Source organism: Stutzerimonas azotifigens DSM 17556 (assembly GCF_000425625.1).
GTDB lineage: Bacteria > Pseudomonadota > Gammaproteobacteria > Pseudomonadales > Pseudomonadaceae > Stutzerimonas > Stutzerimonas azotifigens.
In genome coordinates this window covers 96,923-123,779 of the sequence record NZ_KE384410.1, presented here as the reverse complement: position 1 = coordinate 123,779, position 26,857 = coordinate 96,923, and the positions used below count along the sequence as shown (strand labels likewise).

At 70.1% G+C, this 26,857-nt stretch carries 25 protein-coding genes; 4 read left to right on the top strand and 21 right to left on the bottom strand.

What is annotated here, in order from left to right:
• Positions 1-20: 20 nt before the first annotated feature.
• On the bottom strand, positions 21-3,497 hold the full coding sequence (locus H610_RS0113935; RefSeq protein ID WP_028240238.1) for an indolepyruvate ferredoxin oxidoreductase family protein: 3,477 nt from the start codon (positions 3,495-3,497) through the stop codon (positions 21-23).
• Positions 3,498-3,695: 198 nt separating this feature from the next.
• Here H610_RS0113935 and H610_RS0113930 point away from each other — a divergent pair, with 198 nt between their 5' ends.
• Positions 3,696-4,163, top strand: coding sequence for an Lrp/AsnC family transcriptional regulator (locus H610_RS0113930; RefSeq protein ID WP_028240237.1), 468 nt, complete (start codon positions 3,696-3,698; stop codon positions 4,161-4,163).
• 234 nt (positions 4,164-4,397) lie between these two features.
• On the opposite strand, the gene H610_RS23915 is transcribed toward H610_RS0113930, so the two are convergent.
• From H610_RS23915 to H610_RS26010, 18 genes are all read right to left on the bottom strand, one after another.
• Positions 4,398-5,636, bottom strand: a complete 1,239-nt coding sequence (locus H610_RS23915; RefSeq protein WP_051231757.1) for an alpha-D-ribose 1-methylphosphonate 5-triphosphate diphosphatase — start codon at positions 5,634-5,636, stop codon at positions 4,398-4,400.
• Between the two features lie 40 nt (positions 5,637-5,676).
• Positions 5,677-6,507, bottom strand: coding sequence for a phosphonate ABC transporter, permease protein PhnE (gene phnE, locus H610_RS0113920; RefSeq protein WP_051231755.1), 831 nt, complete (start codon positions 6,505-6,507; stop codon positions 5,677-5,679).
• Positions 6,500-7,294 (bottom strand): phosphonate ABC transporter ATP-binding protein, encoded by a 795-nt coding sequence (locus H610_RS0113915; RefSeq protein ID WP_028240235.1) that lies wholly within the window; start codon positions 7,292-7,294, stop codon positions 6,500-6,502. The genes phnE (H610_RS0113920) and H610_RS0113915 overlap by 8 nt, the downstream gene beginning before the upstream one ends.
• A gap of 44 nt (positions 7,295-7,338) precedes the next feature.
• Positions 7,339-8,223 (bottom strand): phosphate/phosphite/phosphonate ABC transporter substrate-binding protein, encoded by an 885-nt coding sequence (locus H610_RS0113910; RefSeq protein WP_051231753.1) that lies wholly within the window; start codon positions 8,221-8,223, stop codon positions 7,339-7,341.
• Positions 8,224-8,554: 331 nt separating this feature from the next.
• Entirely contained in the window at positions 8,555-9,301 is a 747-nt protein-coding gene (gene phnP, locus H610_RS0113905) for a phosphonate metabolism protein PhnP (RefSeq protein ID WP_028240233.1), read from the bottom strand.
• The gene (gene phnN, locus H610_RS0113900; protein WP_028240232.1) at positions 9,292-9,843 is read right to left on the bottom strand and encodes a phosphonate metabolism protein/1,5-bisphosphokinase (PRPP-forming) PhnN; all 552 of its coding nucleotides are present in this window, start codon (positions 9,841-9,843) and stop codon (positions 9,292-9,294) included. Before phnN ends, phnP begins: the two co-directional genes overlap by 10 nt.
• On the bottom strand, positions 9,843-10,988 hold the full coding sequence (locus H610_RS0113895) for an alpha-D-ribose 1-methylphosphonate 5-triphosphate diphosphatase (RefSeq protein ID WP_028240231.1): 1,146 nt from the start codon (positions 10,986-10,988) through the stop codon (positions 9,843-9,845). The genes phnN and H610_RS0113895 overlap by 1 nt, the downstream gene beginning before the upstream one ends.
• Complete coding sequence (gene phnL, locus H610_RS0113890; protein ID WP_028240230.1) at positions 10,978-11,679, bottom strand: phosphonate C-P lyase system protein PhnL; 702 nt, start codon at positions 11,677-11,679, stop codon at positions 10,978-10,980. The genes H610_RS0113895 and phnL overlap by 11 nt, the downstream gene beginning before the upstream one ends.
• Before the next feature lie 490 nt (positions 11,680-12,169).
• Positions 12,170-12,982 carry a phosphonate C-P lyase system protein PhnK gene (gene phnK, locus H610_RS0113885; protein ID WP_028240229.1) on the bottom strand — a complete coding sequence of 271 codons (813 nt, stop codon included), beginning with the start codon at positions 12,980-12,982 and terminating at the stop codon, positions 12,170-12,172.
• A complete protein-coding gene (locus H610_RS0113880; RefSeq protein ID WP_028240228.1) occupies positions 12,979-13,854 on the bottom strand; it encodes an alpha-D-ribose 1-methylphosphonate 5-phosphate C-P-lyase PhnJ in 876 nt (291 codons plus the stop codon). The genes phnK and H610_RS0113880 overlap by 4 nt, the downstream gene beginning before the upstream one ends.
• Positions 13,851-14,963, bottom strand: coding sequence for a carbon-phosphorus lyase complex subunit PhnI (locus tag H610_RS0113875; protein ID WP_028240227.1), 1,113 nt, complete (start codon positions 14,961-14,963; stop codon positions 13,851-13,853). The genes H610_RS0113880 and H610_RS0113875 overlap by 4 nt, the downstream gene beginning before the upstream one ends.
• Positions 14,963-15,565 carry a phosphonate C-P lyase system protein PhnH gene (gene phnH / locus H610_RS0113870; protein ID WP_028240226.1) on the bottom strand — a complete coding sequence of 201 codons (603 nt, stop codon included), beginning with the start codon at positions 15,563-15,565 and terminating at the stop codon, positions 14,963-14,965. The genes H610_RS0113875 and phnH overlap by 1 nt, the downstream gene beginning before the upstream one ends.
• The gene (phnG, locus tag H610_RS0113865) at positions 15,565-16,020 is read right to left on the bottom strand and encodes a phosphonate C-P lyase system protein PhnG (RefSeq protein WP_408054997.1); all 456 of its coding nucleotides are present in this window, start codon (positions 16,018-16,020) and stop codon (positions 15,565-15,567) included. Before phnG ends, phnH begins: the two co-directional genes overlap by 1 nt.
• Positions 16,020-16,724, bottom strand: coding sequence for a phosphonate metabolism transcriptional regulator PhnF (phnF, locus tag H610_RS0113860; protein WP_028240224.1), 705 nt, complete (start codon positions 16,722-16,724; stop codon positions 16,020-16,022). The genes phnG and phnF overlap by 1 nt, the downstream gene beginning before the upstream one ends.
• A gap of 21 nt (positions 16,725-16,745) precedes the next feature.
• Positions 16,746-17,540 (bottom strand): phosphonate ABC transporter, permease protein PhnE, encoded by a 795-nt coding sequence (gene phnE, locus H610_RS0113855; RefSeq protein ID WP_028240223.1) that lies wholly within the window; start codon positions 17,538-17,540, stop codon positions 16,746-16,748.
• A 51-nt stretch (positions 17,541-17,591) separates the two neighbouring features.
• Positions 17,592-18,596, bottom strand: a complete 1,005-nt coding sequence (gene phnD, locus H610_RS0113850; protein ID WP_028240222.1) for a phosphonate ABC transporter substrate-binding protein — start codon at positions 18,594-18,596, stop codon at positions 17,592-17,594.
• A gap of 38 nt (positions 18,597-18,634) precedes the next feature.
• Positions 18,635-19,471, bottom strand: a complete 837-nt coding sequence (gene phnC, locus H610_RS0113845) for a phosphonate ABC transporter ATP-binding protein (protein ID WP_028240221.1) — start codon at positions 19,469-19,471, stop codon at positions 18,635-18,637.
• A 118-nt stretch (positions 19,472-19,589) separates the two neighbouring features.
• On the bottom strand, positions 19,590-20,021 hold the full coding sequence (locus H610_RS26010) for a DUF192 domain-containing protein (RefSeq protein WP_028240220.1): 432 nt from the start codon (positions 20,019-20,021) through the stop codon (positions 19,590-19,592).
• Between the two features lie 188 nt (positions 20,022-20,209).
• Here H610_RS26010 and H610_RS0113835 point away from each other — a divergent pair, with 188 nt between their 5' ends.
• From H610_RS0113835 to H610_RS0113825, 3 genes are all read left to right on the top strand, one after another.
• Positions 20,210-20,980, top strand: a complete 771-nt coding sequence (locus H610_RS0113835) for a 3-hydroxybutyrate dehydrogenase (RefSeq protein ID WP_028240219.1) — start codon at positions 20,210-20,212, stop codon at positions 20,978-20,980.
• A gap of 512 nt (positions 20,981-21,492) precedes the next feature.
• Positions 21,493-23,451: an acetoacetate--CoA ligase gene (locus H610_RS0113830; RefSeq protein WP_028240218.1), complete on the top strand. Its 1,959-nt coding sequence runs from the start codon at positions 21,493-21,495 to the stop codon at positions 23,449-23,451.
• A gap of 44 nt (positions 23,452-23,495) precedes the next feature.
• Positions 23,496-24,680 (top strand): acetyl-CoA C-acyltransferase, encoded by a 1,185-nt coding sequence (locus H610_RS0113825; RefSeq protein WP_028240217.1) that lies wholly within the window; start codon positions 23,496-23,498, stop codon positions 24,678-24,680.
• A 3-nt stretch (positions 24,681-24,683) separates the two neighbouring features.
• Here H610_RS0113825 and H610_RS0113820 read toward each other — a convergent pair whose 3' ends face one another.
• Together H610_RS0113820 and H610_RS0113815 are read right to left on the bottom strand one after the other, a co-directional pair.
• Positions 24,684-25,958, bottom strand: coding sequence for a cation:proton antiporter (locus H610_RS0113820; RefSeq protein ID WP_028240216.1), 1,275 nt, complete (start codon positions 25,956-25,958; stop codon positions 24,684-24,686).
• 4 nt (positions 25,959-25,962) lie between these two features.
• Positions 25,963-26,733: a DNA-formamidopyrimidine glycosylase family protein gene (locus H610_RS0113815; RefSeq protein ID WP_028240215.1), complete on the bottom strand. Its 771-nt coding sequence runs from the start codon at positions 26,731-26,733 to the stop codon at positions 25,963-25,965.
• Positions 26,734-26,857 lie beyond the last annotated feature (124 nt).

Below are 26,857 nucleotides of genomic sequence, written 5' to 3'. Positions count from 1 at the left end.
GCCCGTCCCTACGTCGTCAATCACGCTGCCGAATGGAACAGCCGCACCGGCTGTTCCTCGTCACCATTCGCCAGTTGCTCGCTCAGCAGCTTGTGCCGCTGCCGGGCGGCCGCGACGCTGCGCTCCTTGACCGGACCGAAGCCGCGGATCTGCTCCGGCAGCGAGGCGATGGCCACCGCCGTGCGGTAGTTGCCGGGCCGGAGCTGGGTCAGCAGCGACTCGACGGTGCGCTCGTACTCGGCGATCAGCTCGCGCTCCAGCTTTCGGTCGGCGCCGTAGCCGAAAGGATCGAAGGGCGTGCCACGGAGGAAGCGGAACCTGGCCAGCACGCCGAAGGCATCGAGCATCCAGGGGCCGAACTCGCGCTTGCGCGGCTCGCCGGTGACCGGGTCGCGCTTGGCCAGCCAGGCCGGCGCCAGGTGGAAGCGCAGCTGGTAGTCGCCCTCGAATTGCTGCTCGAGGCGCCGGCGGAACGCCGGATCGGCATACAGCCGCGCCACTTCGTACTCGTCCTTGTAGGCCAGCAGCTTGAAGTAGCCGCGCGCCACCGCCTCGGTCAGCGCCTGGTCGGGACCGCCGTCGGCCTGCCGCACGCGCTCGACCAGCGCCTGGTAGCGACGGGCATAGCGCGCGCTCTGGTAACGGGTGAGGAAATCCATGCGCCAGGCGATGATCTCGTCGAGCGTGCGGCACAGCGGTTCGGCCTGCTCGGCCGGACGCACCAGCGCCTCGACCGCCTCGCGCCGATGCGCGCCGCGCCGGCCCCAGCGGAAGGCCTGGCGGTTGAGTTCGACCGACACACCGTTGAGCTCGATGGCCTGCTCGATGGCCTCGGCGGACACCGGCACCAACCCCATCTGCCAGGCGAAGCCGAGCATGAACAGGTTGGTGGCGATGCTGTCGCCGAGCAGCCGGGTGGCCAGGCGGGTGGCGTCGATGAAGTGGGTCTTGTCCGCCCCGACGGCCTCGACCAGCGCCTGGCGCATGGCCTCGCCGGGCACCTGCGCGTCCGGGTTGCGGGTGAACTCGGCGGTGGCCGACTCGTGGCTGTTGATCACCGCGTGGCTGATCTTTTCGTTCAGCCGGGTCAGCGCCTCGTCGCCGGCAGCCACCACCAGGTCGCAGCCGAGGATGAGGTCCGCCTCGCCGGCGGCGATGCGCACCGCGTAGATGTCGTCCTGCCTGGCGGCGATGCGCACGTGGGTCACCACCGGGCCGAACTTCTGCGCCAGGCCCGCCTGGTCGAGCACCGTGCAGCCCTTGCCTTCCAGGTGCGCGGCCATGCCCAGCAGCGCGCCGAGAGTGGTCACGCCGCTGCCGCCGACGCCGGGCACGAGGATGTTCCAGGGCCGATCCAGGGCCGGCTGGCGCGGCTCAGGCAGGTCGTCCAGGCGCGCCGCCTCGCCCAGCGCCTGGGGCTTGCGCAGCCCGCCGCCGTGGAGGGTGACGAAGCTCGGACAGAAGCCCTCGACGCAGGAGAAATCCTTGTTGCAGGCGTTCTGGTCGATCTCGCGCTTGCGTCCCAGCTCGGTCTCCAGCGGCTGCACCGACAGGCAGTTGGACTTCTCGCTGCAGTCGCCGCAGCCCTCGCAGACCGCCTCGTTGATGAAGGCGCGCCTGGCCGGGTCCTCCAGCTTGCCGCGCTTGCGCCGGCGGCGCTTCTCGGTGGCGCAGGTCTGGTCGTAGATGATCACCGACACGCCCTTGTACTCACGCAGTTCGCGCTGCAGGGCGTCCAGCTCGCGGCGGTGATGGAAGCTGGTGACCGGCGCGAAGCTGTCGCGTGTGGGGTACTTGTCCGGCTCGTCGGAGACCAGGGCGATGCGCTGCACGCCCTCGTTGAAGACCTGCCGGCTGAGCTGGTCGACGCGCAGTTCGCCGTCTATCGGCTGACCGCCGGTCATGGCCACGGCGTCGTTGTAGAGGATCTTGAAGGTGATGTTCACCCCGGCGGCGACGGCCGCGCGGATGGCCAGGTGCCCGGAATGGAAATAGGTGCCGTCGCCGAGGTTCTGGAACATGTGCGGCGTTTCGGTGAAGGGCGCCTGGCCGATCCAGTTCACCCCTTCCCCGCCCATCTGGGTGAAGGTCTCGGTGCGCCGGTCCATCCACTGCACCATGTAGTGGCAGCCGATCCCGGCGGCCGCGCGGCTGCCTTCGGGCACCTTGGTCGAGCTGTTGTGCGGGCAGCCGGAGCAGAAGTGCGGGGTGCGCACGGTGCTGTAGCTGCGCGCGGCCAAGGCCTTTTCCTTGGCGTCGAGGAAGGCCAGGCGGGCCTGGATGCTGTCGCTGGAATAGATGGGGGCGAGCCGTTTGGCGATCACCCGGGCGATCTGCGCCGGGGTCAGCTCGGAGAGGTTCGGCAATAGCGAGCGGCCCTGTTCGTCGAACTCGCCGACCACCCGCGGGCGCTTGCCGACCGGCCAGTTGTACAGCTGGCCGGTGACCTGGTCCTCGATCACGCTGCGCTTTTCCTCGACGACCAGGATCTCGTCCAGGCCCTCGGCGAACTCGTGCACCGAGACCGGCTCCAGTGGCCAGCTCATGCCGACCTTGAGCACGCGCAGGCCGACCTGGGCGCACAGCGCCTCGTCCAGGCCGAGGTCGTCCAGCGCCTGGCGCACGTCGAGGTAGCTCTTGCCGGTGGTGATGATGCCGAGGCGCGGATTGGGCGAATCGATCATCACCCGGTTCAACCGGTTGGCCCGGGCGAAGGCGCGCGCGGCGTAGATCTTGTACATGTTCAGGCGCTTTTCCTGCGCCAGCGGCGGGTCCGGCCAGCGGATGTGCACGCCGTCCTCGGGCAGCTCGAAGTCCTCGGGCACCACCGTCTGGATGCGCAGCGGGTCGACCTCCACCACGGCCGAGGAGTCGACGTTCTCGGCGATGGTCTTGAGCGCCACCCAGCAGCCGCAGTAGCGCGACAGCTCCCAGCCGACGATGCCGTAGTCGAGGATTTCCTGGACGTTGGCCGGGTTGAGCACGGGAATGGAGGCGGCGATGAAGGCGTGCTCGCTCTGGTGGGCGATGGTCGAGGATTTGCAGCCATGGTCGTCGCCGGCCAGCAGCAGCACGCCGCCGTAGGGCGACACGCCGGCCGAATTGCCGTGTTTGAACACGTCGCCGCAGCGGTCGACGCCCGGGCCCTTGCCGTACCACATGGCGAACACGCCATCGTATTTGGCGCCGGGAAACAGGTTGGTCTGCTGGCTGCCCCACACCGCGGTGGCGGCCAGCTCCTCGTTGACGCCGGGCTGGAAGTGGATGGCGTGCTGTTTGAGGTAGTCGCGGGCTTCCCAGAGGCTCTTGTCGAGGCCGCCCAGCGGCGAGCCGCGGTAGCCGGAGATGAAGCAGCCCGTGTTCAGGCCGCGGGCCTGGTCGCGCTGGTGCTGCAGCATCGGCAGGCGGGTCAGCGCCTGGGTGCCGGTGAGGTACAGATGACCGGTAGCGAGCCGGTACTTGTCATCGAGGCTGATGTCGGCCAGGGACTTCGGCATGGGCGGCTCCTGTTTCTTCTTGTCCGGAGTCGGGGCCACGGGGTCACCGCGCCCACCCTGTGCGACAGGGGGTCGCCCCGTCGGCACGCGTTGTCACCATCATGAGCGTGACGGCGGGCGATTTTCTTTCTACTTTTGCCCTTGTCGGCGCCAGCCGTGCATGAACATTCCACGTAGAACAAGAAAAGAGAAACGGCCATGCAGACCCCGCTGAGCGGCATCGACCGCAAGATCCTCCTGCTGCTGCAACACAACGCCGACCTTTCCGCCGCGGACATCGCCGAGAAGGTGGAGCTGTCGCAGTCGCCGTGCTGGCGGCGCATCCATCGCCTGCAGGAGGAAGGGGTGATCGAGCGCAAGGTGGCGCTGCTCAACCCGAAGAAGCTCGGGCTGGGGATGACGGTGTTCGTCAACATCAAGCTCTCGGCGCACGGGCGCAACAACCTCGCCGAGTTCGAAGCGGCCATCGTCGGCTACCCGGAGGTGCTGGAGTGCCACACCATGGCCGGCGAATCCGACTACCTGCTCAAGGTGGTGGCCCGGGACATCGACAGCTACGAGCGCTTCCTGCGCGACCACCTGCTGCAGCGCCCGCACGTGCAGGAGGCGCATTCGCACATCGCCATGAGCGAGGTGAAGCGGACCACGGAATTGCCACTGGACTAAGCAGCGTGTCAGGGGCAGGCTGCGCCTGCCATCGCCGCCAGGGGGCGCCTCCTACAAAACCAACGCCGGACCTGTGTGCCTCTGCCTGTGGGAGGCCCGCCCTCGGGGCGATTACCTCGGGCTGAAAACATCCCTGGGGCAGGCTGCGCCCGCCATCGCCGCCAGGGGGCGCCTCCCACAAAAGCCGGTGCCCAACCGCATGTGCGGTGAGAAGGCCACCCTCGGGGCGGTGGGTCAGGCCGGCTGCGCGGCTGCGGCGAGCGGGCGCTCGACGGTGCCGGCCGGCAGGGCGTTGCCCTGGCGCGAGTAGACGGCCACGCCGCCGACCCAGGTGGTCTGCAGCGACAGCGGCGAACCGTCCAGCTCGCTCAGCCACAGCAGGTCGGCGTCGTAGCCGGGCGCGATGCGGCCCTTGCGCTCGCCCAGCCCGGCGGCGCGGGCCGGGTTCTCGCTGACCAGCTTCCAGGCCTGCGCCAGCGGCAGCAGGCCCAGCTCGGCGACGGTGAAGGCCGCGCGGTACAGGCTGGGGTAGTGGTAGTCGCTGCACAGCACGTCCACCAGACCCTGCTCGATGGCCTCGCGCACGCCGATGGCGCCGACGTGCGAGCCACCGCGCACCAGGTTCGGGGCGCCCATCAGCACCGCGGCGCCGGCCTGCTGGCTGGCCCGCGCGGTGTGCTCGCACATCGGGAATTCGGCGATGGACACGCCCAGGTCGCGCGCCCGCGACACGTCCTCCAGCGTTTCGTCGTCGTGCGAGGCCAGCGCCACGCCGTGACGGTGCGCCGCCGCAGCGAGTTCGGCGCTCTGCCGCTCGCCCAGCGCGCGGCTGGCCTGCAGCCGCTGCAGGAAGCCCTCGACCTCGCCGTCGGGCATCGACACCCGGCGCTTGAGCCCGGCCAGGTAGCGCTGCACCTTGCGCGCATCGTCCATGGGCGGCAGGTGGTCGTTCAGCGACAGCAGCTGCACGCGCCCGGACGCCAGCCAGCCGAGCAGTTCGTCGTGGTCGTCGGTGTTCACCTTCTCGTGGCGGATGTGCACCCGCGCCTGGCAGGCGAAGCGCGGCATCAGCCGCTCCAGCGCCTCGAGCAGGCCGCGCACGGTCTCGCGGCTGCGCGGGCCCGGCTCGAAGCCGTCGGTGATGCTGTAGAAGAAGGTGGTGATGCCGTTGGCCACCAGCGACGCGTCGTTGGCGGCCAGCGCCAGCTCCAGCGGGAACTGGGTGCCGGCGCGCGGCGTGATGTGGCGTTCGAAGGCATCGCCGTGCAGGTCGATGATGCCCGGCAGCAGGTAGCCGCCCTGCCCGTCGATGCGGTGCTCGCCTACCTGGGGCGCGGCGCCGATCGCCTGGATGCGACCGTCGGCGACCGCGACCGAGGTCGGTACCGACCAGCCATCCGCGGTCAGCACGTGGATGTTCTCGACGACGAAGCTGTTGCGGCCGGACGGGCCGGGCACGGGAAATCTGGACATGGAGCCTCCGTGGCTGGAAGGAATGGACGGGGTCATCGGCTCAGGCGTGCTGGCGCATCAGCCGCCGGCGCATGCGCGAGGAGAACTGCTCCACCACGAACACCAGCAGGAAGATCATCAGGACGATGGTGGCCGCCTGGTCGTAGCGGAACATTTCCATCGAGACCGCCAGCTCGGCGCCGATGCCGCCGGCGCCGACCAGGCCGAGCACCACCGACGAGCGCACGGCCTTCTCCAGCGAGAACAGGCTGGAGTTGATCAGGCTCGGCAGCGCGCCGGGCAGCAGCACCACGGCCATGCGGTCGAGCGGGCTGGCGCCGATCGAGGCCAGCGCCTCGGAGGGGCCGGGATCGACCTCCTCCAGCGCCTCGGCGAAGAAGCGCGCGCAGAAGCCGATGGTGTCGACGATGATGGTCAGCGTGCCGGCGAAGGTGCCGAGGCCCACCGAGGCCACGAAGAACAGCGCCCAGGCCAGGTCCGGCACGGTGCGGAAGAAGCTGATCAGCGCTCGGGTGGCGTGCAGCACGCTGGCGTGCGGCGAGGTGTTGCGCGCGGCCAGCAGCGCCAAGGGGACGCTCAGCAGGATGCCGAACACGGTGCCGACCAGGGCCATCTGGAAGGTCACCAGGATCGCCTGGGCCATCGGCCAGGCGCGGTCGGTGGCCGGCGGCAGCATCTCGCCACCGATCACCGCCATGTTCGGCAGGCCCTTGAGCAGCTCGGACAGGGACAGGCCGGCGCTGGACATCGACCAGAGCAGGAACAGTACGAAGAGCGCGACCAGCACCTGGGTCATCCAGCTCGGCCGCTCGAAGCGCTCCGGCAGGCGAGCCGGCTCGGCGATGGAAGGATTGCGCGGAAAATCAGGCATAGAAGCCTCGAAGGCTGGTGAGGGTTTCCGCGCCGCTGGCGCTGTCGAGCATCAGTTGGCGGTCGCGCACGCCGAGGATACGGTCGGCGTACTGCAGCGCGTGCTCGATGTGATGGGAGACGAAGAACAGCGTCAGGCCGCGCGCCCGGCCCAGGGCCGCGAACAGCTCCATGATCTCCTCGCCGGACTGCGGGTCGAGGCTGGCGGTCGGCTCGTCGGCGAACAGGATGCTCGGGTCCTGCATCAGCGCCCGGGCGATCGCCACCCGCTGCGACTGGCCGCCGGACAGCTCGTCGCAGCGCTTGTGCGCCAGATGGGCCAGGCCGACCTGCTCCAGGCAGTGCAGGGCCTTCTCGCGGTCGGCCTGGGTCGCCAGTCCCTGCAGCCAGTGACGCGGGCCGCTGTGGTGGGCGAGGCCGCCGTGCAGCACGTTGGACAGTGCCGACAGCCGGGGCACCAGGCAGTGCTTCTGGAACACGAAGCCGACCCGGTTGCGCGCCAGGCGCAGGCCGCGCCCGGATTTGCCGCACAGGTTCACGCCGTCGAGCACGATGCGCCCGGCGTCCGGCTCGATCAGCCGCACGCAGCAGCGCAGCAGGGTGCTCTTGCCGGCCCCGTTGGCGCCGATCAGGGCGACCGCCTGCCCGGGGTTCAGGCGGAAACTGATGTCGGCGAACACCGGGGTGTCGCTGTTGGCGAAGCGTTTGGTCAACCCCTCGACCTGCAGCGGGCAGGCGGTGTCCGCCGCGGCGAAGGTCGAACGCAGGGCCTGGGCAAGGCTGGGCATGGACGGCTCCTATGCGCCCGCGCACGGCGGGCGCGCTGCGGGGTTCAGTCGCCGATGAAGTCGGCGTATTCGGGGAAGCCGGCGGTGGCGTACATCGACCGCACGTACTGGTACTGGCTGTCCTTGACGTTGGTGATGAAGCGCATGCCGGAGTACTTCTGGTTGTCCTGTCCGGTGAGGATCGCGGCGATCAGCGCGTCCGAATGCTCGACGAAGGCCTGGCGGACGGTGTCGACCACCTGGCCGTCCACGTGGCTGCCAGCCATCAGCACGTCGTTGGGCAGGTCCGGCCCGCGGGCGATGACCCGGAACGCGCCCGGCTGCAGGCCGCCCTTCTCCATCTCCTGCTGGCGCAGGCCGACGAAGTTCTGGTGGTTCATGCCGATGGCGGCGACGTCGCCGCGCTTGAGCGCTTCCCAGAGCACCGGGATCTTGGTGTTGACGATCTGCACGTCGTGCTGCGGGTCGAGCCCCGCGTCGGCCAGGGCCTGGATCGGACCGAGGTGCTTGGAGGTGGAGCCGACCTCGCCGAAGCCGACCTTGCTGCCCTTGAGGTCCGCGACCGTGCTGTAGGGGCCGTCGGCCATGGTGATGATGGTGGCGAAGTAATCCGGGCGGGACAGCCCCACCACGATCCGGGCGTCGGCGCGCTTCTGCATCACCACGTACTCGGCCGGCCCGGTGAGCACGAAGTCGACCTTGTTGAAGCGCAGCGCCTCGACCGCGGCGGTGCGGTTGGTCACGGGCAGGAACTCGATCTCGTAGCCGGTCACCTTGGCCAGCTCGCTCTTGAAGGCACCGAACTCGCGCTGCAGCTCTTCCAGGCCGACCAGGTCGGTCACCGCCAGCTTGACCGTCTCGGCCTGCGCCAGCGACGCGAAGCAGACCATCCCGGCAAGCACCATCCCCACACGTTTGATCAGCGACATCACCCTCACCCACTGTTGTCTATACAGGTTCAGGGGACTATCGCAGGGCAATCTGACAGCGAGATGTTGGGACCATGACAACTGCGTGACCCCTGGGCAGGCTGCGCCTGCCATCGCCGCCGGGGGGCGCCTCCCACAAAGGCCGGTGCCCGGCGGCTGTTGCTCCTGCTCCTGCTGTGGGAGGCCCGACCTCGGGGCGATCAGATCGGGACACAGCCCCGTGCCTGCACGCACGGGGCAGGCTGCGCCTGCCATCGCCGCCGGGGGGCGCCTCCCACGAAGACCGTGTGCACTTGCTGTGGGAGGCCCGACCTCGGGGCGACCGGCCGTTTTACAATACGCGCCCGTCGTGGGCCAGGCTGACGCCCGCCGGCAGCGCCGCCGGATGCTCCAGCAGCCAGGAGTCGAGGGTGTGGCCGATGTGGGTCAGCACCGTCTCGGCCGGGCGCAGCCGCTCGACGATCTCCAGCGCGCGCGGCAGGTCGTTGTGGTTGCGCGGCTGCGGCTGCGGCGGCGCCGAGCAATCCAGCACCAGCAGGTCCAGCGGCTGCGCCGCGAGCACCCTCGCGCTCGCTTCGGCGAGCCCGAGGGTGTCGGTGAGGTAGGCGATGCGCCGCCCCTGCCCTTCGAGCAGGTAGCCCAGGGTCGGCTTGGAATGCTCCAGCGGCACGGCGGTCACCGTCAGGGCGCCCAGCTCACGGCGCTCGAAGGCGGTGAACGGCCGCGAGAAATCGAGGATGCCGGGGTGCTTGTAGAGGTCGGCGAGGCCCTCGGCGTCCGCCGGGCCGTGCACCGGGATCGTCAGGCCGAGCCCCCAGCGCAGGTGCAGCAGGCCTTGGGCGTGGTCGGCGTGGTAGTGGGTGAGCAGGATGCCGCTCAGCGCATGGGGCGCAAAGCGCTCGGTGAGGTCGGTCAGGCCGGCGTCCAGCAGCCAGCGCTGCTCGCCGCATTCGACCAGCGCGCTGCACGGCCCGCGCCGGTGCGCCGGCTCGCGGCGCGCGCGCTCGCAGGCGACGCAGTCGCAGCCGTAGACCGGCACCTGGCGGGCATTGCCGCTGCCGAGCAGGGTCAGGCGCATGCGCGCCCCCGGATCAGCTGCAGCAGCGTCTCGGCGGTCTGCGCCAGGCTGCCGGAGTTGTCCAGGCGCAGGCAGTCCTCGCCCGCCACCTGCAGCTGACCGTTGCGCGCCAGGCGAGCCTCGATCTCTTCGGCGCTCTCGCGGCCGCGTGCCAGCAGGCGCTGGCGCAGCACCTGCGGCTCGACGCTGAGCAGCACCGCGCACAGCTCCGGATAGCGCTGCCGGGCCTCGGCCAGGTGCCCGCGCGAGCCGTTGACCAGCACGTCGCGGCCCTCGGCCAGCCAGTCGTCGATCTGCCGCGGAATGCCGTAGGCCAGCCCGTTGGCGCGCCAGTGCAGGGCGAAGGCGCCCTCGGCCAGCAGCTCGTCGAAGCGCTGCGGCGACACGCCGAGGGCATCCTCGCCGACCGCTTCCGGCGAGCGGGTGACCACACGCCGGGCGATCCGCCCGCCGGCCGCCAGCACGCGCTCGCGCACCGCATCCAGCAGGCTGTCCTTGCCGGAGCCCGAGGGGCCCATCAGATAGATCAGCCGTCCGCTCATCAGAACACCCGTTCCCCTTTGCGCCAGACCTGCCGCACCACCGCCTGGGTGCCGGCCACCCGCGCCTGCAACAGATCGGCGCACAGGCCGACCCGAAGTTCGCCGCGGTCGGCCAGCCCGGCGGCCAACGCCGGTGCGCGGGTGACGGTGCTTACCGCGCGCGGCAGGTCGTAGTCGTTGTCCTGCTCGGCGAGCATCAGCGCGGCCGGCAGCAGGCTCGCCGGATAATAGTCGCTGGAGAGAATATCGAGCACGCCCCGGCGCGCCAGTTCGGCGGCGGCGATGTTGCCCGAGTGCGAGCCGCCGCGGACCACGTTCGGCGCGCCCATCAGCACCTTGAGCCCGGCCCGGTGGCTGGCCTGCGCGGCCTCCAGGGTGGTCGGGAACTCGGCGATGGACATGCCGAAGCCGGCCGACTCGGCGACGTGCTCGAGGGTGGCGTCGTCATGGCTGGCGACCGACAGCCCGCGCGCCCGGCACTCCTCGACGATGGCGCGCCGCTGGCGGTCGCTGTGCTCCAGCGAGTTGGCCTTCTGCCGGCGGCTGAAGTCGGCCATCTGCTCGGCGTCGAACTGGTACTTGCCCATGTAGTACTCGCGGTACTTGTCCTCCTTGACGAACTGGCGCTGGCCCGGCGAGTGGTCCATCACCGAGACCAGCTGCACCAGCGGATGGCCTACCAGGTCGCGGAACACCCCCAGGGTGTCCGGGTGGCAGACCTCGCAGCGCAGGTGCAGGCGGTGGTCGGCGCGGCTGTGCCCCTGCCGCGCGGCGCTGGCGACGGCCTCGAGCATGATCGGCAGCTGCTGCATGCGCTTGCCCTTGGGATTGACGTCACCGATCGACAGCGCGTCGAACACCGTGGTGATGCCGGCGGCGATGATCTGCGCGTCGTGGCTGAGCACCGCCGAGGCCGACGGCCAGTCGACGCCCGGGCGCGGGGTCATGTGCTTTTCCAGGTTGTCGGTGTGCAGCTCGACCAGCCCCGGCAGCAGGTAGTCGCCACCCAGGTCGAGCGCCTGCGGCAGGCCGCTGCGCCCTTCGTCGATGTCGGCGATGAGCCCGTCGCGCACCACCAGGCAGCCGTCGAAGACCCGCTCGGCGGTGACCAGGCGGGCATTGCTGAGGATGAGTTCAGCTGGCATTGGCGTAGTCCTCGCCGGTCATGTCCAGGTAACGGTCGGCCACCGCCTCGCGGGCGGCGCGGTCGTGGAAGATGCCGATCACCGCGGTGCCGGCGGCCTTGGCCTCGGCGATCAACTGCAGCACCACCTGGCGGTTGGCCTCGTCCAGCGAGGCGGTGGGCTCGTCGAGCAGCAGCACCGGCCACTCGACCATGAAGCCGCGCGCCAGGTTGACGCGCTGCTGCTCGCCGCCGGAGAAGGTGCCGGGCGCCAGCCCCCAGAGGCGCTCGGGGATGTTCAGCCGGGTCAGCAGCTGGCGGGCGCGGACCTCGGCCCGTTCGCCCGACCAGCCACGCGCCAGTGCCGGTTCCATCACCACGTCGAGGCAGGACACCCGCGGAATCACCCGCAGGAACTGGCTGACGTAGCCAAGGGTTTCGCGGCGCACCGCGAGCACCTGGCGCGGCGCAGCGCCGATCAGCTCCAGCGGCGCGCCGCGGTGCAGGATGCGGATGCTGCCATCGGCCAGGTAGTTGCCGTACAGGCTGCGCAGCAGGGTCGACTTGCCGGCGCCGGAACGGCCGTGCAGCACCAGGCACTCGCCGGCGCGCACCTCGAAGCTCAGCCCCTCGAGCACCCGCAGCACCACGCCCTGCTGCTGGTGCAGGGTGAAGCGCTTGTGCAGGTCGCGGACTTCGATCGGGTTGTTCATGGGTTACCTCGCAGCGGAAGGAAGAAGGTCAGGGCCGCGCCGGGGACCTGTAGGAGCCAGCTTGCTGGCGATGCTTTTTGCGCACGGCCGTTTGCCTCGGGTGCAGCCCGGTTCGCGAGCAAGGACTCGGCGTCCCCCTCGCTCCTACGAGAGGTATCGAGGTGTCTGCGTGCAGGCGGCCCACGCCAAGCCCCCGTAGGAGCCAGCTTGCTGGCGAAGCTTTCTGGCCAGGGGCGGCTTGATTCGCGCACAGCCCCCTCACCCCCGCCCTCTCCCCGAGGGGAGAGGGCGTTGAACGGTGTCGACCTAGGAGATCGGGTGAGGGTGAAAGGCCGCAGCGATGCCTTGCGTGGCGCCCGAACGGTGGCGTTGCACGGACCCACTCCCTCTCCCCCCGGGAGACGACTACAGGGATGTAGGAGGTAGGGCGAAGCAGGATGCCCGAGCCGAGGGCTGGGGTGAGGGCTGCTCGCCCCTATGCCGAACCCCCTCACGGCTGCAGCACCGAGGACACCAGCAACTGCGTGTAGGCATGCTGCGGGTCGTCCAGCACCTGGTCGGTGAGGCCGGTTTCCACCACCCGCGAGCGGCGCATCACCATCAGCCGGTCGGCCAGCAGGCGCGCCACGGCGAGGTCGTGGGTGACGATCACCACCGCCAGGTTGAGCTCGCGCACCAGGCCGCGCAGCAGGTCGAGCAGGCGCGCCTGGACCGACACGTCGAGCCCGCCGGTGGGCTCGTCCATGAACACCAGACGCGGGCCGGAGACCAGGTTGCGGGCGATCTGCAGGCGCTGCTGCATGCCGCCGGAGAAGGTGCTCGGCACGTCGTCGATGCGCGCCGGGTCGATCTCCACCTGGCGCAGCCATTCGAGCCCGGCCTCGCGCAGCCGGCCGTAGTGGCGCACGCCCTGGGCCATCAGCCGCTCGCCGATGTTGGCGCCGGCCGACACACCCATGCGCAGGCCGTCGCGCGCGTGCTGCTCGACGAAGCCCCACTCGGTGCGCAGCAGCGTGCGCCGCTCGGCCTCGCTGGCGCTGTAGAGGTCCAGCCACTGGCCGTGGTGGTCGCGGTAGGCGACGCTGCCGCGGTCCGGTGGGCAGCGCCCGGAGAGCAGGCCGAGCAGGGTCGACTTGCCCGAACCGGACTCGCCGACGATGCCCAGCACTTCGCCGGGATAGAGCTCGAAGCTGACGTCCTGGCAGCCGGTGTCCGGCCCGTACAGGCGGGTCAGGCCGCTGACCTGGAGCAGCGGCGCGTCGACTTCGACGTGCGCCTGGGAAAGGGGCTGTGCGGCGTTCATTGGCCGGTCTCCTGTTGGCGCTGGCGGCAGTAGTCGGTGTCGGAGCAGACGAAGCGCTTGGTCCCGGCGTCGTCGACGATCAGTTCGTCGAGGAAGGAGTCGCGGCTGCCGCAGACCGCGCAGCATTCGGTCCAGCGCTGCACGGCGAAGGGGTGGTCCTCGAAGTCCAGGCTGACCACCCGGGTGTAGGGCGGCACCGCGTACAGGCGCTTCTCGCGGCCGGCACCGAACAGCATCAGCGCCGGGTTCATGTCCAGCTTGGGGTTGTCGAATTTGGGAATCGGCGAGGGGTCCATCACGTAGCGGTCGTCCACCGTCACCGGGTAGGCGTAGGCCGTGGCGATATGGCCGAAGGTGGCGATGTCCTCGTAGAGCTTGACGTGCATGATGCCGTAGTCGCGCAGCGCGTGCATGGTGCGCGTCTCGGTCTCGGCCGGCTCGATGAAGCGCAGCGGCTCGGGGATCGGCACCTGGAACACCAGGATCTGGTCGTTCGACAGCGGCGTCTCCGGCACCCGGTGGCGGGTCTGGATGACCGTCGCCTCGGGCGTGCGGGTGGTGGTGGCGACCCCCGCGGTGCGCGAGAAAAAGCGCCGGATGGACACCGCGTTGGTGGTGTCGTCGGCGCCCTGGTCGATCACCTTGAGCACGTCGTCGCCGCCGAGGATGGCCGCGGTCACCTGCATGCCGCCGGTGCCCCAGCCGTAGGGCAGCGGCATCTCGCGGCCGCCGAACGGCACCTGGTAGCCGGGGATGGCCACCGCTTTGAGCAGGCCGCGGCGGATCATCCGCTTGGTCTGCTCGTCCAGGTAGGCGAAGGCGTACTCGCCGCCGGTTTCGCCGGCCGGGGCTTGGCTGTGAAGAGCGGTCATGCGCGGTTCTCCTCGAGCGGGGCGGGTTCGGTGGGCGTGGCATCCTGCGCCGGCTGGCGCATCTTGCGGATCAGCTCCAGCTCGGCCTGGAAGTCGACGTAGTGCGGCAGCTTCAGGTGCGAGACGAAGCCACCCGCCTCGACGTTGTCGCAGTGCATCAGCACGAACTCTTCCTGCTGCGCCGGGCCCTGCACCTCCTCGCCGTACTCGCCGGCGCGCAGCGCGCGGTCGACCAGCGCCATGCCCATCGCCTTGCGCTCGGCGTAGCCGAAGGCCAGCCCGTAGCCGCGGGTGAACTGCGCCTGGTCCGGCGTATGGCCGACGAACTGATTGATCATTTCGCACTCGGTGACCTCGATGTCGCCGAGCGGCACGGCGAAATCCAGCTCCGGCGTCTCCAGCCAGACCTCCACCTCGCCGATACGGATCTCGCCGGCGAACGGGTGGTTGCGCCCGTAGCCGCGCTGGGTCGAGTAGCCGAGCGCAAGGAGGAAGCCCTCGTCGCCCCGGGCCAGCGCCTGCAGCCGCTGGGCGCGGCTGGCGGGAAACTCCAGCGGCTCGCGGGTCATGTCCGGCACCGCCGCGCCCTCGTCGCGCTCCGGGGTCATCAGCCCCTCGCGGCCGAGCATCTCCAGCACCCGCGGGCAGGGTTCGAGGCTGGCCGGCGCCGCGCTCTCGGCCGGCGTGGCGGCCGGTTCGCCCTCGGCGAGCAGGGCGAAGTCCAGCAGCCGGTGGGTGTAGTCGAAGGTCGGCCCGAGCAGCTGGCCGCCGGGCAGGTCCTTGAAGGTCGCCGAAATGCGCCGCGACAGCTGCATGCGCCCGGTGTCCAGCGGCACACTGGCGGCGAAGCGCGGCAGCGTGGTGCGGTAGGCGCGCAGCAGGAAGATCGCCTCCAGCAGGTCGCCGGCCGCCTGCTTGATCGCCAGCGCCGCCAGTTCCTCGTCGTACAGCGAGCCCTCGCTCATCACCCGTGCCACCGCCAGCGGCAGCTGCTGGCGGATCTGCGCGACCTCGAGAGCCGGCCGGTCGGTGTCGCCGCGGCGCTTCTTCGCCAGCAGCCGGTGTGCGTTGTCGATGGCCTGTTCGCCACCCTTGACGGCTACGTACATCAGCTGGCCTCCCTGACCGGCGCCAGGCAGCGGGTGCTGCGCGGCAGGCCGAGCAGCGCCTGCCCGGCGGTGAAGAACAGGTCGAGCCCGCGCGGGAAATCGCCGTGCAGGGCGCGCTGCTGCCAGAAGTGCCACGGCAGCGGCAGGTCGACCTGGCGCTGCGCGGCGATGCCCGGCCCCTGCCAGGCCAGCATCTCGCCGCCGTCCAGGCGCTCGAGCTGGACCAGCAGCGTGCAGGACTGGTCCGGGTAGCGCTCGCTGCCCAGCGGGAAGCCGGACAGGTCGGCGAGGTCGCCGGCGTCGAGCACGGCGAAGGCCGCCTGCTCGCGGCGCTCCACCACCGGGCAGCCGCAATGGAAGCTCAGGTTGGCGCGCACCAACGGGGTGTCGAAGGCCGGCGCCAGCCACACCGGGGTGTCGGCGTCGAGCAGGCTCAGGCACAGCGCGTAGGTGGCCGGCGCCATGCGCTCGAGCGGCGGGGTCGGCGGCAGCGGCCGCGCTAGACCCGGCTCGGCGAGCGCCCTGAGCGCCGCGCGGAAGGTCTGCTGAGCGGCTTCGGCCGGGCGCTCGAAGGCCGGTTGCAGGTACTGGGCGTCGCTCATCACTTCTCTCCTCGAACCAGGGTGACGAACTCCACGCGGGTGGAGGCGGTTTCCGCCGCCTGCGCGGCACGGCGGGCCGCCTGCTCGCGGGCCAGCGGCTCGATCAGGGTTTCCTGCCAGTGCCGCTGGTCGCGGCCCTGCAGGTGGGCATCGGCCAGCGCCGCCAGCTCGGCGTGGCGCTTGTCACGGCCGGCGACGTAGCTGTAGCCGGTGCGCCCGTCGGCCAGGCGCACCACGCAGCGGGTGACGGTCATCTCGCCGAGGTTGAAGGCCGCGCCGGTGCCGCCCATGCGCCCGCGCACCAGGGTCATGCCGACCTCCGGGGCACGGATCAGCTGGTAGGCGGCGTCCTTCAGGCGCGCCTCGTGGGCGCCCAGCGCCGCACCGGCACGGGCGAGCACGCCCATCCAGTGCTGCCGTGCGGCGGTATCGATTGCGTTCATGGCGTTCTCCATCAGGGGGCGACCTGGTACTCGAAGCAGTCGGCGCGGCTGGTCGAGTACGACAGCTCCACCGGCCGCCCGGCCAGGTCCTGGGACAGGGTGAGCACCGTCAGCAGCGGCGCGTGGCGCGGCATCAGCAGCCGCTGCGCCTCTTCCGTATCGGGCAGCCGCGCGCCGATCAGGCTGTAGGCGCGGCTCAGGGTCAGGCCATGCGCGGCCAGGTGGCTGCGCAGCGAGCCGCCGCGGTAGTCGGCCAGCAGCGGCCCGCGGCTGGCGCAGTAGCGGTGGCGGATCAGGCTGACCGGCTGCTCGTCGATCAGCCGCAGGGTGTCGAGTTCGAGCAGCGGGCTGCCGGGCTCGAGCTGCAGGTGCCGGGCCTCGGCGTCGCTGGCCGGGCGCACCCGGCGGTCGAGCAGCACCGCCTCGACGCCGTGGCCCTGCGCCGAGAGCGAGGCGGTGTAGGCGCTGCCGGCCTGCATCGGGTAGATCAGCGGTTGCGCCAGCACCCGGGTGCCCTTGCCCTTCTGGCGCAGCAGGCGGCCCTCGCGCACCAGCTCGTCGACCGCGCGGCGCAGGGTGTGGCGGTTGACCGAGAAGCGCGCCGCCAGGCTGAGCTCGCCGGGCAGGTAGTCGCCGGGGGCGAAGCGGTGCAATTCGCTGCGCAGGCGCTCGGCCAGTTCCCGGTACAGCGGCTGCTCTTGTCTAGACAGGTCCATGACTGAAAAAGGCCTCCTGGCTCAGATGAACGATTTGCGCAGGCGCTGGGAGAGGATGTCGATCAGGCTCACCACCAGGATGATCACGATCAGCAGCGCGCAGGTCTGGCCGAACTGGAAGCCGCGGATGGCCTCCCAGAGGATCACGCCGATGCCGCCGGCACCGACCATGCCGACCACCGTGGCCGAGCGCACGTTGGACTCGAAGCGGTACAGCGCGTAGGAGATCCACAGCGGCAGCACCTGCGGGATGACCCCGAAGATCACTTCCTGCAGCGCGCTGGCGCCAGTGGCGCGCACGCCCTCGACCGGGCCCGGGTCGATCGCCTCCACCGCCTCGGCGAACAGCTTGGCCAGCACCCCGGTGGTGCTGACGAACAGCGCCAGCACGCCGGCGAACGGCCCGAGGCCGACAGCGACCACGAACAGCATGGCGAACACCATCTCGTTGATCGAACGGCAGGCGTCCATCAGCCGACGCACCGGCTGGTACACCCACCAGGGCATGATGTTCTCGGAGCAGAGGATGCTCAGCGGGATGGCGCAGACGATCGCCAGCACCGTGCCCCAGAGGGCGATCTGCACGGTGACGACCATCTCCTTGAGGTACAGCTCCCAGTTGTGGAAGTCCGGCGGGAAGAAGTCGGCGGCGAACACCGCCATGTTGCCGGCGTCGCGGAACAGCACCGCCGGATTCATCTCCGCGCCCTGCCAGGACCAGGCCAGCAGTGCGAGGAACAGGCCCCAGCCGATCAGGCGTCCCCAGGAACGCTTGCCGACCGCGTCGGCGGAGGGGTGGGTGGTCAGTGCAGTCATCGTCAACCTCGCAAATGACGGGCCGCCCTCCGCAGAAGGCGGCCCGGGCGGTCAGCCGGCCTTGGCCAGGCTCTTCTCGCGCTCGGCCATGCGCACCTTGAGCGCGTCCAACTGGGCGTCGATCTCGGCCAGGCGGGCCTGCTTGTCGGCCTCGTCGAGCTTGCTGTCGGCGGCCACTTCGGTGCGCTTCTTGAACAGCTCGAGCTGGCGGATCGGCAGCAGTTGGTCGTTGTCCGAGACGCGGAACGGCGCCCACTGCAGGCCGGCGAGCACCTCTTTCTCGGCGTCGCTGGCGCCGTAGTTCAGGAAGAAGTCGCGGATCCTAGCCTTGGTGGGTTCCGGCAGGTCCTTGCGCCAGACGATGGGGTCGGCCGGGATCAGCGGCGACTGCCAGATCACCTTGAGCTGCGCGGCCTTGTCCGGCGCGGTCAACTGCAGGCGCTCCATGCTCTCGTTGTTGAAGGTGCCGACGTCGACCTGGCGGTTGGCCACCGACAGCGCGTTGACCTCGTGGCTGCCGTTGAGCGAGCGCTTGAAGGCCTTGTTCGGGTCCACGCCGTTCTGCGCGAACACGTAGTAGCCGGGCACCAGGTAGCCGGAGGTGGAGTTCGGGTCGCCGTTGGCGAAGGTCAGGTCCTTGGCCTTGGCCAGCATCTCCTCGACCGAGTCGATCTCGCTGTCCTTGTGCGCGACGATCAGGCTGTAGTAGCCCGGCGCGCCGTTGGCGGCGACCGTCTGGACGAAGATCTCGCCACCGGCGCGGTCGACCGCCTCCATCGCCGACTTGTTGCCATACCAGGCCAGGTCGACCTTGCCGAAGCGCATGCCCTGGATGATCCCGGCGTAGTCCGGGGCGAAGAAGGCGTTGACCTTCATCCCGGTCTGCTCGCCCATCGCGGCGAGGAATGGCTTCCAGACGCTGCGCAGGTTCTGCGAGGACTCGGTGGAGATGATGCCGAAGTTGAGTTCCCTGGGTTCGTCGGCCTGCGCACCGCCGAGCAGCGAGCCGGTCAGCAGGGCGGAGGCGGCCAGGACACGACCGATACGGTTGAACATGGAAGACGCTCCTGTGGGTTGGACGCGAGTGAAGCGACTCAGGCCTTGGCGAACGCCAGGGGGCGAACCCCTTCGTCGGCGGCGCGGGCGCGGTCGGAGAACAGCAGGCGGGTATCGAGATCCGCCCCGTACAACTCGTTGAGGAAGGCCCCGTCGAGCGCGTCGCAGGGGCCGTCGTAATGGATGTGGCCGCCCTTGAGCGCCACCGCGCGGCGGCAGTAGCGCAGGGCGTAGTCGACCTGATGCAGGGTCACCACCACGGTCTTGCCGTCCTGGCGGTTGATGTCGGCGAGGATGTCCATCACCTTGCGCGCCGATTCGGGGTCGAGCGAGGCGATGGGCTCGTCGGCGAGGATCACCTCGGCGCGCTGGGTCAGCGCGCGGGCGATCGCCACCCGCTGCTGCTGGCCGCCGGAGAGGGTCGAGGCGCGCTGCGCGGCGAAGTCGGCGAGGCCGACGCGGGCCAGCGCTTCCAGCGCTTCCCGGCGCTGCCCCTGGGTGAACAGGCTCAGCGAGCCGCGCCAGCGCGGCATGCGGCCGAGAAAGCCGAGCAGCACGTTGTCCATCACGCTGAGGCGGCCGACCAGGTTGAACTGCTGGAAGATGTAGCCGATGTCGGCGCGCAGGCGGCGCACCTGGCCGTCGAGGCGGCCGTGGGCCTGCATCGGCCGGCCGAGCACCTCGATGCGCCCGCCGTCCTGGCGATCGCTACGTGCCAGCCCGGCGACGTGCCGCAGCAGCGTGGACTTGCCGGAGCCGGAGGCGCCGATCAGGGCGACCATCTCGCCCGGCTCGACGTTAAGGCTCAGGCCATGCAGGGCGCGCTTGGTCCCGAAGGTCTTGTTCAGCTTGTCTATACAAATCGCGGCGGTCATCGGCTGTCCTCTGTCTGCCGGCGAATGGATGCCGGTGGTTTTGGACAGACCTTAGGGAGCCGGGATGTCGGTTGCGTGAAGCGTCCATGACGATTCGATGACCCGACCGCGCGCGGTTTCAGTCTCCGGGCGGCGGTCCTGGCAGGCCCTCGACGCGGCTGCCGAGCCCCGCCCGGTGCTCGGCGAACCAGCCTTGGTTGACCTCCAGCGCGTAGCGCGCCGGCTCGCGCGAGCAGCGGATCGCCACGCTCAGCGGCTCGAGGTCGATCAGATCGACGATGCGCCCGGCCTCGTCGATGAAGGCCGCCGACAGCGGCAGCGGCGTATTCTTCATCCACAGGCAGTGGCGGCGGATTTCCGGGAAGCGGAACAGCATGCCCTGATCGGCCGGCAGGGCTTCGCGCTCCATCAGCCCGCGCTGGCGGGTATCGGCGTCATCGGCAAATTCGGCGCGCAGCGGCGCCTCCCCGACGTTCAGGTCCAGCCAGGGGGCGGCGGAGGCGAATGCCGGCAGCAGGCAGAGCGAGGCGATCAGGTTACGGGCGGGCACGGGATGGCTCCTGCAGCGGAAACGAGGCGTCGGCGACGGCAGCAGTGTGCGCAGCCGGCGCGCCGACCGCCACCCCGCCGGCACCGGCCGCGTTGCAAATGCCGGCCGTTCGACTATTCCAGATAGACCGGCCATGCAAACGAAACGTCGACCACCGGGGCCATCGCCCCCACGGAGAACAACAAGAAATGACCCTTAACGGAAAATCCGCGCTCGTCACCGGCTCGACCAGCGGCATCGGCCTGGGCATCGCCCGGCGCCTGGCCGAGGCCGGCGCCGACGTGATGCTCAACGGCTTCGGCGACCCCGGGCCGGTGCTCGCCGACCTGCGCCGCTTCGGCACCCGGGTGGAGCACCACGGCGCCGACGTCTCGCGCCCCGAGCAGATCGCCGAGATGATCGAGGCGGCCGAGCGGGCCTTCGGCGGCCTCGACATCCTGGTCAACAACGCCGGCATCCAGCACGTGGCGCCGGTGGAGGCGTTTCCGGCCGAGCGTTGGGACGCGATCATCGCCATCAACCTGTCATCGGTGTACCACGCCATCCGCCTGGCGCTGCCGGGCATGCGCCGGCGCGGCTGGGGGCGGATCGTCAACGTCGCCTCGGTGCACGGCCTGGTCGCCTCGGCGCAGAAGGCCGCCTACGTGGCTGCCAAGCACGGGGTGATCGGCCTGACCAAGGTGGTCGCGCTGGAAACCGCCACCACCGCCATCACCTGCAACGCGCTCTGCCCCGGCTGGGTGCTGACGCCGCTGGTGCAGCAGCAGATCGACGCCCGCGCCCAGGCCGACGGCGACCTCGCCCGCGCACGCCGCGAATTGCTCTCGGAGAAACAGCCGTCGCTGGAATTCGTCACCCCCGAGCAGCTCGGAGAGCTGACGCTGTTCCTCTGCAGCGAAGCGGCCAGCCAGGTGCGCGGCGCGGCCTGGAACGTGGATGGGGGCTGGCTGGCGCAGTGAGGTGCCGTGCTTTTCCCTTCTCCCTCCGGGAGAAGGTGGCCTGCAGGGCCGGATGAGCAACTGTGGGAGGCCCGACCTCGGGGCGAGTTCTTCTGCCCTGTCGCCGCGAGGGCGCGCCTCCCACAGGAAAAACGAAGCGCCGCGCAATCGCATTCGCCGTCGTGGTCACTCCCACGGCGGCAGCGCTTTTCCCTTCTCCCCCCGGGAGAAGGTGGCCCGCAGGGCCGGATGAGCAATTGAACCACCGCACAACTGTCTTGATCAGGTGGCGGCGCCAGCGCCGTAGGGTGGGCTTCAGCCCACCAACTGCTGAAAGCCGTGGCCTCTCTGGTGGGCTAAAGCCCACCCTTGCGGAACGCCACCCGGCCCGCCCAGATTCGGCACTGGCTTCCTTCTTCCCCGGGAGAAGGTGGTCCGGCCGGAAGCGAGCACAAGCCCTCACGCCAGCCCCGCCGAACACGACTAGACTCGATTGTCATAAGGACAAGACCGTCGCCCGATGAGGACGCCCCATGCCGCAACCCCTGTGGACACCCTCCGCCGAACGCGTCGCCGCCAGCCGGATGGAGGCCTTCCGCCGCTTCGTCAACGAGCGGCAGGCCCTGTCGCCGGCCGACTACCCGGCCCTGCACGCCTGGAGCATCGAGGAGCGCGTGCGCTTCTGGCAGGCCATCGTCGAATTCTTCGACATCCGCTTCCAGCGCCTGCCGCGCACGGTGCTGGAAGAGAGCCTGGCGATGCCCGGCGCGCACTGGTTTCCCGGCGCCACCCTGAACTTCGCCCAGCACCTGCTGCGCCGGCGCGACAGCCACCCGGCGCTGGTGGCGATCGGCGAGGACGACAGCCGCGAGTGCCTCACCTACGCCCAGTTGGCCGAGCAGGTGGCTGGCCTGCAGCGCGCCCTGCAGGCCGCCGGCGTCGGGGTCGGCGACCGGGTCGCGGCCTTCATGCCGAACACCTGGCAGACGGTGGTGGGCATGCTTGCCACCACCAGCCTCGGCGCCACCTGGTCGTCCTGCTCGCCGGACTTCGGCACCCAGGGCGTGATCGACCGCTTCGGCCAGATCGAGCCGAAGGTGCTGATCGCCTGCGCCGGCTACCGCTACGCCGGCAAGACCCTCGACCTGACCGCCAAGCTCAACGACATCCTGCCGCGCCTGCCGAGCCTCGAGCAGCTGGTGGTCGTGCCCTACGCGCGGCCCGCGGCGCGCGCCGAGGACTTCGCCGGCATCGGCGCGCGGGTCAGCCTGTGGGACGACTTCTTCCGCCCCGGCGGCCAGCCGGCGTTCGTCCCGGTGCCCTTCGAGCACCCGCTGTACATCCTCTATTCCAGCGGCACCACCGGCGTGCCCAAGTGCATCGTCCACGGCACCGGCGGCATGCTGCTGCAGCACGTCAAGGAGCATGGCCTGCACACCGACCTGGGCCCGGACGACACCCTGTTCTACTTCACCACCTGCGGCTGGATGATGTGGAACTGGCTGGTCTCGGGCCTGGCGCTCGGCGCCACCCTGGTGCTCTACGACGGCTCGCCCTTCCACCCCGGCTCCGAGCGGCTGATGGACCTGGCCGACGCCGAGGGCATCAGCGTCTTCGGCACCAGCGCCAAGTACCTCGCCGCGCTGGAAAAGGCCGGCGTGCGGCCGCGCGACAGCCATCGCCTGGAGCGGCTGAAGACGGTCCTCTCGACCGGCTCGCCGCTGGCCCACGAGAGCTTCGACTACGTCTATCGCCACATCAAACCCGACGTCTGCCTGTCGTCGATCTCCGGCGGCACCGACATCGCCGCCTGCTTCGCCCTCGGCAACCCGGTGCTGCCGGTGTGGCGCGGCGAGCTGCAATGCAAGGGGCTGGGCATGGCGGTGGAGGTCTGGGACGACGACGGCCACCCGTTGCACGGCGAGAAGGGCGAGCTGGTCTGCACCCGGCACTTCCCGTCCATGCCGGTGGGCTTCTGGAACGACCCGGACGGGGAGAAATACCGCAGCGCCTACTTCGAGCGCTTCCCCGGGGTCTGGGCGCACGGCGACTACGCCGAGGAGACCGAGCACGGCGGGATGATCATCCACGGCCGCTCGGATGCGGTGCTCAACCCCGGCGGAGTGCGCATCGGCACCGCGGAGATCTACCGCCAGGTGGAGAAGATCGAGCAGGTGCTCGAAGCCATTGCCATCGGCCAGGACTGGGACGGCGACGTACGCGTGGTGCTGTTCGTCCGCCTGCGCGAAGGCGTCGTGCTCGACGACACGCTGCGCGAGCGCATCTGCCAGACCATCCGCAGCAACACCACGCCGCGCCACGTGCCGGCGCGGATCGCCCAGGTCAACGACATCCCGCGCACCATCAGCGGCAAGATCGCCGAAATCGCGGTGCGCCATGCGGTGCACGGCCGACCGGTGAAGAACACCGACGCGCTGGCCAACCCGCAGGCGCTGGAAGAATTCCACGACCGGCCCGAATTGCGCAGCTGAAGGACTATGCTTGGTAGCGCCAATAACAAGACAGGAGCTGACCCATGCACAAAGACCCGGTCGTCATCGTCGGCATCGCGCGCACGCCGATGGGGGCGTTCCTCGGTGACCTGGCCCCGCTGAGCGCGCCCCAGCTGGGGGCGGCGGCCATCCGCGCGGCGGTGGAGCGCAGCGGCCTGGCCGCCGGCGCGGTGGACGAGGTGCTGTTCGGCTGCGTGCTCTCGGCCGGCCTCGGCCAGGCCCCGGCACGCCAGGCCGCGCTCGGCGCCGGGCTCGGCGCCAACGTGCCCTGCACCACGGTGAACAAGATGTGCGGCTCGGGCATGCAGGCGGTGATGCTCGGCCACGACCGGCTGCTGGCCGGCAGCGCCACCGCGGTGGTCGCCGGCGGCATGGAGAGCATGTCCAACGCGCCCTACCTGCTCGACCACGCCCGCGCCGGCTACCGCATGGGCCACGGCAAGGTGCTCGACCACATGTTCCTCGACGGCCTGGAGGACGCCTACGAGCCGGGCCGGCTGATGGGCACCTTTGCCGAGGACTGCGCGCAGCACTACGGCTTCAGCCGCGAATACCAGGACACCTACGCCGCCGCCTCGCTGACCCGCGCGCAATGCGCGCAGGCCGAGGGGCGTTTCATCGACGAGATCGTCCCGCTGGACGTACCGGGCCGCAAGGAAAGCCGCCGGGTGGAGATCGACGAGCAGCCGCCCAAGGCCCATCCGGAGAAGATCGGCACGCTCAGGCCGGCCTTCCGCGAGGGCGGCACCGTGACCGCGGCCAACGCCAGTTCGATCAGCGACGGCGCCGCCGCGCTGGTGCTGATGCGCCGCTCGGAAGCGGAAAACCGCGGCCTGCGCCCGCTGGCGCTGATCCACGGCCACGCCAGCCATGCCGACGCGCCCAACCTCTTCCCGACCGCGCCGATCGGCGCCATCAACCGGCTGCTGGAGCGCACCGGCTGGGCGGTCAGCGAGGTGGACCTGTTCGAGATCAACGAGGCCTTCGCCGTGGTGCCGCTGGCGGCCATGCGCGAGCTGGACCTGCCGCACGAGAAGGTCAACGTCGAGGGCGGCGCCTGCGCGCTGGGACACCCCATCGGCGCATCCGGCGCGCGCATCCTCGTCACCCTGCTCGCCTCGCTACAGCGGCGCGGGCTGAGCCGCGGCGTGGCGGCGGTGTGCATCGGCGGCGGCGAGGCCACTGCGGTGGCGATCGAGCGCCTGTGAGGCTCAGTGACCCGGCGGCTCCGCTTCCGCCGGGCATTCGCCGTAGAGCGACCGGACCAGCGGCCCGATGGTCAGCCCCTGCAGCAGGATCGACACCAGCACCACGATGTAGGTCAGGGTGAGGATCAGGTCGCGCTCCGGCCCCAGCGGCAGGGACAGCGCCAGGGCCACCGAGACGCCGCCGCGCAGCCCGCCCCAGGAGAGGATGCGCACCGTGCCCCGGGAAACCTGCCGGCCACCGCCCTGCAGCTTGCGCAGCACCACGATCATCGGCCACACGGTCACCACCCGCGTGGCCAGCACCGCGCCGCCGAGCAGCAGCGCCGCGACCGCGTGGTACCAGCCGAACGGCAGGACCAGCAGTTCCAGGCCGATGAGCGCGAACAGCAGGGCATTGAGGATTTCGTCGATCAGCTCCCAGAAACCGTCGACATAGCGCCGCGTGTCGTCCGAGAGCGCCTTGCGGCGGCTCTGGTTGCCGATGATCAGGCCGGCCACCACCATCACGATCGGCGCCGACACGTGCAGCCTGGCGGCCAGCGCCGAGCCGCCAAACACCAGCGCCAGGGTCAGCATCACCGAGGGCTGGTGCTCATCCACCTTGCACAGCAGGTAGAACACCCCGTAGCCGAGCAGCAGGCCGAACAGGATGCCGCCGACCGCCTCCTCGAGGAACAGCAGGCCCACGTCGCCGAAGGTTGGGGTTTGGCCGAGGGTGAGCACGCCCATGAGGATGCCGAACGCCACCACCGCGGTGCCGTCGTTGAACAGCGACTCGCCGATGATGGTGGTCTGCAACGGCTTGGGCGCGCCGCTGGTCTTGAGGATGCCCATCACCGCAATGGGGTCGGTGGGCGAGATCAGCGCGCCGAACAGCAGGCAGTAGATGAAGTCCACCTGCCAGCCGAACAGATCGAAGATGTAGTACGCCAGCGTGCCCGCCACCGCGGTGGAAATCACCACGCCGAGCGTCGCCAGCAGGCCGATGCCCCAGCGGTAGCGGTGCAGGTCCTCGAGGTTGACGTGCAGCGCGCCGGCGAACAGCAGAGCCGGCAGGAACCAGGTCATCAGCACCTCGGAGAAGTCGATGCGGCGGATGATCTGCTGGATCTCCACCTCCAGCACGTCGTAGCCGAGCGCCGACAGGCCGTGGGCGATCAGCGACAGCACCAGCGCGGTGACCATCACGCCGATGGCCGGCGGCAGGCGGATGAAGCGGTAGTTCAGATAGGTGAAGAAGGTCGTCAGCGCGATGAACGCGGCGGCGAGGTCGAGCATTCGGTCACTCCTCGGGAGACTGCGATTGGGAGTCGGGGACGGCGCCGTAGCGCTTCTGGCAGCGCTCGCAGAAGAAGCTGCGCCGGTCGCTGCGGCCCAGGTGCGCCCTGACCAGCGGGATGTGGCAGCGTGGGCAGGTGCTGCGGGTGTGCGCCAGCCAGTGCTTCTTCAGCTCGAAGGCCTTCTTCCACTCCAGGAACTGGAAACTGTACACCCGTACCTGCTGCACCAGCTCGCGCAGCTTGGCCGGCGGCAGCGCGCCGACCGTCGACAGCGGGTGCACGCGGATGCGGAACAGCACCTCGTTCTTGATGATGTTGCCCGAACCGGCGAACAGCTCCTGGTCCAGCAGCGCGTCGCAGGCCAGCAGGTTCGGCCGGGCGCGCAGCTTCTTGCGCGCCAGCGCCGGGTCCCAGATGTCGCTCATCACGTCGGTGCGCCAGTCGTAGAGCACCTCCAGCGGCTGGTCGAGGTACTGCACCGAGCAGGCGTACAGGTGTAGCGCGCCGTTTGGGAACACCAGGCTCAGGCGCGGCGTGCCGCTCTCCTTCAGCTCGTCGATGCGGTAACTGCCGAACAGCAGGAAGTGCACGCGCAGCGAGAAGGCGTCGAACTCGATGAGGAACTGCTTGCCGTAGCTGCGCATGGAGCGCACGGTCTGGCCGAGCAGCCGCGACTGGTCGAGCCGGCTGTTGCCGCTGACCTCGCGCACCGGCTGCCCGACGAAACGGGCGGTCTCTTCTCGCAGGATGACGATCGACGGGCCTTCGGGCATGGGGCGGACCTGGCTGCTTTCCGATATCGACCGTGCCGGTGCGGGGAATTGTTCCGGAGAGATGTCCTCGTCGGCAGGTGCGGGCCTCGTTCGCGGTCGAGACCGTTCCACAGGAGCAAGCCGC

What these genes read in the sequence shown, in the direction of transcription:
- H610_RS0113935 (WP_028240238.1), bottom strand. Translation starts at nt 3,497, where the DNA reads ATGCCGAAGTCCCTGGCCGACATCAGCCTCGATGACAAGTACCGGCTC.
- H610_RS0113930 (WP_028240237.1), top strand. Translation starts at nt 3,696, where the DNA reads ATGCAGACCCCGCTGAGCGGCATCGACCGCAAGATCCTCCTGCTGCTG.
- H610_RS23915 (WP_051231757.1), bottom strand. Translation starts at nt 5,636, where the DNA reads ATGTCCAGATTTCCCGTGCCCGGCCCGTCCGGCCGCAACAGCTTCGTC.
- phnE (WP_051231755.1), bottom strand. Translation starts at nt 6,507, where the DNA reads ATGCCTGATTTTCCGCGCAATCCTTCCATCGCCGAGCCGGCTCGCCTG.
- H610_RS0113915 (WP_028240235.1), bottom strand. Translation starts at nt 7,294, where the DNA reads ATGCCCAGCCTTGCCCAGGCCCTGCGTTCGACCTTCGCCGCGGCGGAC.
- H610_RS0113910 (WP_051231753.1), bottom strand. Translation starts at nt 8,223, where the DNA reads ATGTCGCTGATCAAACGTGTGGGGATGGTGCTTGCCGGGATGGTCTGC.
- phnP (WP_028240233.1), bottom strand. Translation starts at nt 9,301, where the DNA reads ATGCGCCTGACCCTGCTCGGCAGCGGCAATGCCCGCCAGGTGCCGGTC.
- phnN (WP_028240232.1), bottom strand. Translation starts at nt 9,843, where the DNA reads ATGAGCGGACGGCTGATCTATCTGATGGGCCCCTCGGGCTCCGGCAAG.
- H610_RS0113895 (WP_028240231.1), bottom strand. Translation starts at nt 10,988, where the DNA reads ATGCCAGCTGAACTCATCCTCAGCAATGCCCGCCTGGTCACCGCCGAG.
- phnL (WP_028240230.1), bottom strand. Translation starts at nt 11,679, where the DNA reads ATGAACAACCCGATCGAAGTCCGCGACCTGCACAAGCGCTTCACCCTG.
- phnK (WP_028240229.1), bottom strand. Translation starts at nt 12,982, where the DNA reads ATGAACGCCGCACAGCCCCTTTCCCAGGCGCACGTCGAAGTCGACGCG.
- H610_RS0113880 (WP_028240228.1), bottom strand. Translation starts at nt 13,854, where the DNA reads ATGACCGCTCTTCACAGCCAAGCCCCGGCCGGCGAAACCGGCGGCGAG.
- H610_RS0113875 (WP_028240227.1), bottom strand. Translation starts at nt 14,963, where the DNA reads ATGTACGTAGCCGTCAAGGGTGGCGAACAGGCCATCGACAACGCACAC.
- phnH (WP_028240226.1), bottom strand. Translation starts at nt 15,565, where the DNA reads ATGAGCGACGCCCAGTACCTGCAACCGGCCTTCGAGCGCCCGGCCGAA.
- phnG (WP_408054997.1), bottom strand. Translation starts at nt 16,020, where the DNA reads ATGGAGAACGCCATGAACGCAATCGATACCGCCGCACGGCAGCACTGG.
- phnF (WP_028240224.1), bottom strand. Translation starts at nt 16,724, where the DNA reads ATGGACCTGTCTAGACAAGAGCAGCCGCTGTACCGGGAACTGGCCGAG.
- phnE (WP_028240223.1), bottom strand. Translation starts at nt 17,540, where the DNA reads ATGACTGCACTGACCACCCACCCCTCCGCCGACGCGGTCGGCAAGCGT.
- phnD (WP_028240222.1), bottom strand. Translation starts at nt 18,596, where the DNA reads ATGTTCAACCGTATCGGTCGTGTCCTGGCCGCCTCCGCCCTGCTGACC.
- phnC (WP_028240221.1), bottom strand. Translation starts at nt 19,471, where the DNA reads ATGACCGCCGCGATTTGTATAGACAAGCTGAACAAGACCTTCGGGACC.
- H610_RS0113835 (WP_028240219.1), top strand. Translation starts at nt 20,210, where the DNA reads ATGACCCTTAACGGAAAATCCGCGCTCGTCACCGGCTCGACCAGCGGC.
- H610_RS0113830 (WP_028240218.1), top strand. Translation starts at nt 21,493, where the DNA reads ATGCCGCAACCCCTGTGGACACCCTCCGCCGAACGCGTCGCCGCCAGC.
- H610_RS0113825 (WP_028240217.1), top strand. Translation starts at nt 23,496, where the DNA reads ATGCACAAAGACCCGGTCGTCATCGTCGGCATCGCGCGCACGCCGATG.
- H610_RS0113820 (WP_028240216.1), bottom strand. Translation starts at nt 25,958, where the DNA reads ATGCTCGACCTCGCCGCCGCGTTCATCGCGCTGACGACCTTCTTCACC.
- H610_RS0113815 (WP_028240215.1), bottom strand. Translation starts at nt 26,733, where the DNA reads ATGCCCGAAGGCCCGTCGATCGTCATCCTGCGAGAAGAGACCGCCCGT.